Source organism: Methyloceanibacter sp. (genome assembly GCF_051306395.1).
Classification (GTDB): Bacteria; Pseudomonadota; Alphaproteobacteria; order Rhizobiales; family Methyloligellaceae; genus Methyloceanibacter.
Genome location: NZ_JBPPND010000228.1, coordinates 1 through 6,257, shown reverse-complemented (window position 1 = coordinate 6,257; position 6,257 = coordinate 1). Strand labels below are relative to the sequence as shown.

At 62.7% G+C, this 6,257-nt stretch carries 8 protein-coding genes; 6 read left to right on the top strand and 2 right to left on the bottom strand.

Annotation, left to right across the window (positions count from 1 at the left end):
• The 6 genes from ACSLE4_RS11920 to ACSLE4_RS11895 form a co-directional block, all read left to right on the top strand.
• Positions 1–563 (top strand): peptidylprolyl isomerase (locus tag ACSLE4_RS11920; protein WP_435904665.1); only part of this gene is annotated, 563 nt, incomplete at its 5' end.
• A complete protein-coding gene (locus ACSLE4_RS11915; protein WP_435904664.1) occupies positions 563–889 on the top strand; it encodes a hypothetical protein in 327 nt (108 codons plus the stop codon). The genes ACSLE4_RS11920 and ACSLE4_RS11915, both read left to right, overlap by 1 nt.
• Positions 886–1,098: a hypothetical protein gene (locus ACSLE4_RS11910; protein WP_435904663.1), complete on the top strand. Its 213-nt coding sequence runs from the start codon at positions 886–888 to the stop codon at positions 1,096–1,098. The genes ACSLE4_RS11915 and ACSLE4_RS11910 overlap by 4 nt, the downstream gene beginning before the upstream one ends.
• Positions 1,099–1,377: 279 nt before the next feature.
• Entirely contained in the window at positions 1,378–2,109 is a 732-nt protein-coding gene (locus ACSLE4_RS11905) for a Crp/Fnr family transcriptional regulator (RefSeq protein ID WP_435904662.1), read from the top strand.
• A 94-nt stretch (positions 2,110–2,203) separates the two neighbouring features.
• Positions 2,204–3,421: an NnrS family protein gene (locus ACSLE4_RS11900; protein WP_435904661.1), complete on the top strand. Its 1,218-nt coding sequence runs from the start codon at positions 2,204–2,206 to the stop codon at positions 3,419–3,421.
• A 122-nt stretch (positions 3,422–3,543) separates the two neighbouring features.
• A complete protein-coding gene (locus ACSLE4_RS11895) occupies positions 3,544–3,816 on the top strand; it encodes a DUF6455 family protein (RefSeq protein WP_435904660.1) in 273 nt (90 codons plus the stop codon).
• 21 nt (positions 3,817–3,837) lie between these two features.
• Here ACSLE4_RS11895 and ACSLE4_RS11890 read toward each other — a convergent pair whose 3' ends face one another.
• Positions 3,838–5,121, bottom strand: a complete 1,284-nt coding sequence (locus tag ACSLE4_RS11890) for a hypothetical protein (RefSeq protein ID WP_435904659.1) — start codon at positions 5,119–5,121, stop codon at positions 3,838–3,840.
• A gap of 23 nt (positions 5,122–5,144) precedes the next feature.
• Positions 5,145–6,257, bottom strand: a 1,113-nt coding sequence (locus tag ACSLE4_RS11885) for an MFS transporter (RefSeq protein WP_435904658.1), incomplete at its 5' end; no start/stop codon positions are given.

Below are 6,257 nucleotides of genomic sequence, written 5' to 3'. Positions count from 1 at the left end.
TCGACGAGGAGGTCGAGCCGGCACTACCCGACGAGATCGAATGCCGCCGCTACTACGACGCCCGGCGGGAGCGGTTCCGAACCTCGGATCTCTTCGAGGTCAGCCATATCCTGATCGAGCCCGAGGGCGAAGACGACGCGGCCTGGAGGGCGGCAGGCATCCAGGCGCGGGCCATCATCTCCGAGGTCGGCGACGATTCCGGTGCCTTCGCCGAGGCGGCGCGGCAGCGTTCCGCCTGCCCGTCGGCGGCGCAGGACGGATCGCTCGGTCAGGTGCGGCGCGGCGAGCTGGTGCCCCAGGTCCAGGAGGTAATCGAGGCCCTCAAGGAGGGCGAGACCCACCGGATGCCGGTCCGCTCGCGCTTCGGCTGGCACGCCATCCGCCTGCACCGCCGGATCGAGGGACACACGCTGCCGTTCGAGGCCGTGCAGGACAAGATCGCCGAGATGCTCGCCGCGCGCAGCTGGTCGGTGGCAGCTACCCGCTACGTCGCCGCGCTCGCTCAACGGGCCGAGATCGAGGGCGTCGTCGTCGAGCCCACGCCCGAACAGGCCGCCCTCTGATGCCGATGCTGGGCGATGTTTTGGCCGCAGCTCGCCGCTCGTCGGGCGACTTCATGCGATGGCTGGAAGCCACGGACCGGGATCTCGTCGGCCGGATCGCAGCGGCGGCCGATCCGGCGGGCGAAAGCCCGACGAGCTATGTGCGGGCGGCCGTCGCCGACTTCGGACAGTATGCGTCCGAGGACGATTGGGCGACGCTGACCTCGCGCCTCAGGGACACTGATGACCCCGGCACGGTCTGCCTGCGCACGATGGTCGAATGGCGGCTCACGGCCGAGGCAGCGGCGCGCCGAGCGCCGGTGGACATAAAGGAAGAAGACCGATGAGCGACAAACCTGACGGGCCGAGCGCCGACCGAGGCTTGAACCCGGCCCTAAAAACCCGCACCGATAAGACGCACGACACCACCCATCCGACCCGCGCCCCCGCCGACAGTGCCTCGGTGCAGCACGAGGAGGGGCGCGGCTGGCCGATGATTTGGCTGGTCGTGACGATCGTTTGCGTCGTGCTCGCGCTCTGGATCTTCTTCTTCTGATCCGGCACGCGCTGCCGCTTTGAATGATCGGGCTGTACGAGAAAAACTCTCTGGATTGATTGGCTTAGACCTTAGCTCGTCCAAAACGCTGCCTCGGTAGCGGGCCTTCGGCGTCGATCAGCCTGCCTGGACCCAGTAAGTGACGGCGGCCGTCCCTCATAATATTGAGCGCGCGGCTGACCCGCAGCCCCTGAGCCCAACGTCAGTCGGGCTGTTTGACCTTTGGCCGTGGTGGTCGCTACCCTCACGGGCTGACCCAGAAAGGAAGGCCCCGGGGGAATGTCAAAACTCGACCGCAGCCTAATCCATGCGCTGCCGCTCTTCAGCGCCATGGGCGATGCCGAACTTGACGACGTCATTGCCCATGCCAAGGCGCAGCGTGTAGCGAAGGGGACAGCCGTCTTCCAGCAGGGAGAGATCGCCAAGGCCTTCTTCGTGCTACTGCACGGCCGCCTGAAGGTGGTGAAGGTTACGCCTCATGGGCAACAGGTCCTTATCCGCTTCGTCAACCCCGGCGACATCTACGGGATCGCCAAGGCGCTCCGCCGAGAGGACTATCCGGCTACAGCAACCGCAGTGGTGGATAGCGTCACTCTCGTTTGGCCGGGCGAAATCTGGGACGACTTCATAGTGGCCCATCCGTCCTTGGCTTCGAACGTCATGCAGACGATGGGCGATCGGTTACAGGAGGCTCATACCAGGCTCAAGGAGCTGTCGACCGAAGAGGTCGAGCACCGCGTCGCTCACACGCTGCTGCGGCTTGTCGCGCAATCGGGCCACCCCACCGACGAAGGGATTTTGATCGACTTCCCGATTACACAGCAGGATCTGGCCCAGGCCTCTGGAACGACATTCCACTCCGTCAGCCGAATCTTGAGCGCCTGGGAGATGGCGGGACTCGTCGTCGTTGGACGCCGCAAGATTGTCGTCCGTGATGTTCAGGGCCTTTCCAAGGTTGCAGAGCGTCGTGGCAGTGCCAGACGGGAAAACGGAGAAAATCGCTCGCGCTGAATGCGAGCTTGCGTTGCATCAACATCGAGTCAGCACTTGGGACCGTAACATGCAGCCCATGCGCCCAGCTTCAGGGAGTAGGAGGCCAAAGGCGATGCAACGCAGCTTCGAGGCGGAGACAGTGAGTGGCCGCAGGCGTGCAGCCGCAAAGGCGTTCATTCCGCTTTTCAGCTATGGCTTCCGGCCGTTTTTCCTGGGCGCCGCGCTTTGGGCGGTCGTCGCCATGGCGCTTTGGCTCGGGTCGATTGCAGGACTCCTGAATCTGGCCGACGGGTACGGCGCTTCGGCATGGCACGCCCACGAGATGATTTTTGGGTACGGCGCAGCCGTGGTGGCCGGGTTTCTGTTGACGGCGGTGCCCAACTGGACTGGGCGTCTACCGGTCGCGGGCTGGCGGCTCCTTCTCCTGTTTATTCTGTGGTGCACGGCGCGTGTCGCCTTCCTGACTACGGGATTCGCAGGGCCTTTGCCGGCTGTGGTGCTCGACAGCCTGTTCCTTCCCAGCGTTTTGCTGCTCATGGCCCGCGAAGTCCTGGTTGGCCGCAATTGGCGCAACGCAACGCCGCTGGCTCTTGTCGCGCTCTTGGCCGCCGCCAACATCGGCTTCCATTTCGAGGTGCTGAGCACGGGAAGCGCGAGCACCGCAAGCCGCGTGGGCGTTGCGGCGCTGATCGGACTCATCATGCTTGTCGGCGGGCGCATCGTCCCGAGCTTCACGCATACCTGGCTGTTGCGGATGAGAGCGAAACGTCTGCCAGCTTCCTTCGATCGTTTCGATTTGCTGACGCTACTCGTTTCCGGTGTGGCGCTCCTCCTGTGGATCTTACGGCCCGGAGCTACAGCGACGGGGATCTTATTTCTGATTGCCGCAAGCCTTCAGACTTTGCGCCTGGGGCGCTGGGGGGGCCAGAATACGTGGCGCGAACCTCTCGTTCTGGTGCTGCACCTCGGTTACGCCTTTGTCCCACTCGGTTTTCTGCTCGGCGGTATCTCCGTCTTCGAACCGCACGCCCTTGTCGGCACGGCGGCGTTGCATGCTTGGACCGTTGGTGCCATCGGCGTCATGACACTCGCTGTCATGACGCGGGCGACGCGCGGCCATACGGGTCACGAGCTCACGGCATCGGCACTCACTCTCGTTACTTACGCGACCGTGATTACTGCTTCCGTTTTGCGCATCGCAGCCGGAGTTTTGCCGCACGTCTATGGCGGTCTGCTCGAATTTTCGGGCATCGCGTGGATGGCGGCCTTCGGCCTGTTCCTCTTCGAGTACGCGCCGATGTTGCTCCGACCGCGCCGCGAGCGCGGCTGAAGGGCAGGAGGGCTCCAGTGGCCTCGCGTGGAGAACTTGCTATGGAGCAACAACGCCCCATAGCTGGAGGCTTAGAATGGGGCTTCCTCACTGGCCGTCCTCGCAGAACAGGGAGGTGATCGATGCCAAATTCGAGGTTGCTGTGGCCAACGCACGAAGAATTGCGTCAGCGCTACGAACTGATGGATCGGATGATGGAGGCCCGCAGAGTGGATGTTCTTACGGCACTTGGCGTGGATGGAGGGCTAGCCTTCATCGAGGCCCGCGCCAAATGCCGCTATTGTCAGCTCGAAGGAATATGCCGGCATTGGCTGGCAAGTGAAAGGCAGCGAGGGTCAGCGGATTTCTGTCCTAACGCGGCATTCTTCCGATCATGCCCGAGCATCGACAGCTAAAGTTTCAGCGTCTACGCCGCGCTAGTACTGGTAGCCGAGCCCGAAAATCACCTTCTGTATGTCGGTGAAGAACGCGTCCGCCTGATAATTGGCGTATTTGGCTTCCGCGTAGAAGCCGTCTCGCAAGGGCAGATAGGCGTAGAAGTCGAACTCCGAGCCGTAATCGAGGTCCTGCACCGCCGAGCGGAACTCGTGATATTGCGCGACCAGCAATAGTCCACCGAATGCGCTGAGCGGGCCGCTTGAGCCTTGGGGCATCTTGTATTTGGCCTCGACATAAAAGTCCTGAAGGCCCGTCGGCGGCGTCACCAGAAACACATCTGCGAAGCCATTGAAGATGTGTCCGGTGGCGAGCGGCGTTTGGAACGCGGCTGATCCGCCATCGCTGCCGAGAAGCTCGTAAACAGCCGTCGCGGTAAACCCGCCCTTCGACAACCCCTGTTCCACGCGCACATAATCGGCGTCGTAGTCGATCGGCGCATCGCCGTAGCTCGTCTGTTGGGCGTATTCCAGCCGATAGTGATAGGTCAGGCTGTCGTTCAGCTTCTGCTTGCCTTTGAGAAAGCCGCCATAGCTCGCATTAGACAATGGATCGAGGTCGTAGAGATCCATCAAATAGGCGTAGGCGGTGAGCTTGCCGATGGAAAGTTCCTTGCTCTCCGCGTGCATCAGATGGACGTTGGAGTGAATGTTCCCGACCGGGGAGCTGTCACTGAAGATGCGGTTCACGTTGCCGATATAGGCATAGAGTAAGGTGACGCCGGGTATCGCCGTAACGGTCGCTTTGGCGCCGTCGAAGGTCTGGTCGTTCTGGCGCCAGGCGACCGAGCCCACATAGCGGAGATTGTCGAGGTTCTCCAGAAAACGCCCGCCGAGCAGCGCCACGCCCGGAATGCTTTGGGATTCCAAATAAGCCTGGTCGACCTCGGCGGACTCGACATCCACGACAATCGGGTACTGAGTCCTGCCGTTGATCGTGTTGTTGAAATCGTCGGGCCCGAGCTCGACGACGAACTCGCCTTCGACGCCGGCCCGGAAGCCATGGAAGAAGCCGGACTCGACGCCGGTCTTGTTCCGCAAGGTCGAAGCGCGCGCGTCCTTCGTCAGGTTGGCCTGGTCCACATACTCATAGCGGTAGCGGGTGTCGGTCCAGAACTTGCCCTTGAAGAAGCCATCATGGGGCGCCTGATAGCGCGTCGGCGCCCCTTGCTGCGGATCGTAGTCGGGGCTCTGGGCGAACGCCGACCCGCCGCAAGCAGCAGCTGACACCGTCAGCGACAGGCCAACAAAAACAGACCGCGCCACCAAGCGAGTTTTTTGGGCGGCGCTCATCTGCTGCCGGCCGCGGGCATAGGCGCGCGGACGGACTCTCCGGCGCTGGCTTGCTTACGCCTGCTGTCGGTGGGCGGGGGACCATCCCGTTCGATGTCATAAAGCAGGCCGCCGCGGCGGGTGTAGACCCACCAGGTGGCCGCGACGCACGTGACGTAGAAGAGCACGAAGCCCCACAGCGCCAGTTCGGGTCCGCCGGAAACATCGATCGAGCTGCCGTAAGCCTTGGGAATAAAGAAGGCGCCGTAGGCCGCGATTGCCGAGGTGAAGCCGATGATCGCTGCCGATTCCTTGTCAGCTTGGCGCGTCTGCTCGGCGACCGGAGCATCGGGCATCAAGCGGCCGATCTCTTTGCGCATGATCGACGGGATCATCTGAAAGGTTGAGGCATTGCCAACGCCGGTCGCGAAGAACAACACCAGGAACATCGCGAAGAAGCCCCAGAAGGCGCCGGGTTGGTCCTTGATACCGAGGAAGAACAGCACCCCGCCGACGGCGGCGATCATAACCACGAACACCCATAAGGTGACGCGGCCGCCGCCCCAGCGGTCGGCGATCCAGCCTGAGGCGGCGCGTGACAGAGCGCCGACCAAGGGCCCCAAGAAGATGAAGGGCAGCGAGTTCACGTCGGGGAACTGCGTCTTGGCGAGAAGGGGGAAGCCAGCGGAATAGCCGATGAAAGATCCGAAAGTGCCGGTATAGAGCCAGCACATGATCCAGTTGTGCTTGCGCTGGAAGATGACGGCCTGCTCGTTAAACGAGGCCTTCGCCGAAGCGATGTCGTTCATCCCGAACCAGGCGGCGATGGTGGTGATAAGCAGGAAGGGCACCCAGATGAAGCCCGCGTTCTGCAACCACAGGCGCGTGCCGTCTGAGGCCGCTTGCGGTTCGCCGCCGATGACTCCAAAGACGCCAGCAGTGATGACCAGCGGCACGACGAACTGCACCACGCTGACACCGAGATTGCCCAGGCCGGCATTGAGGGCGAGCGCGTTGCCTTTTTCCTTCTTGGGGAAGAAGAAGCTGATATTGGCCATCGAGGAGGCAAAGTTGCCGCCGCCACAGCCGCAGAGCAGCGCCAAGACGAGGAAGATGAGATAGGGCGTGCT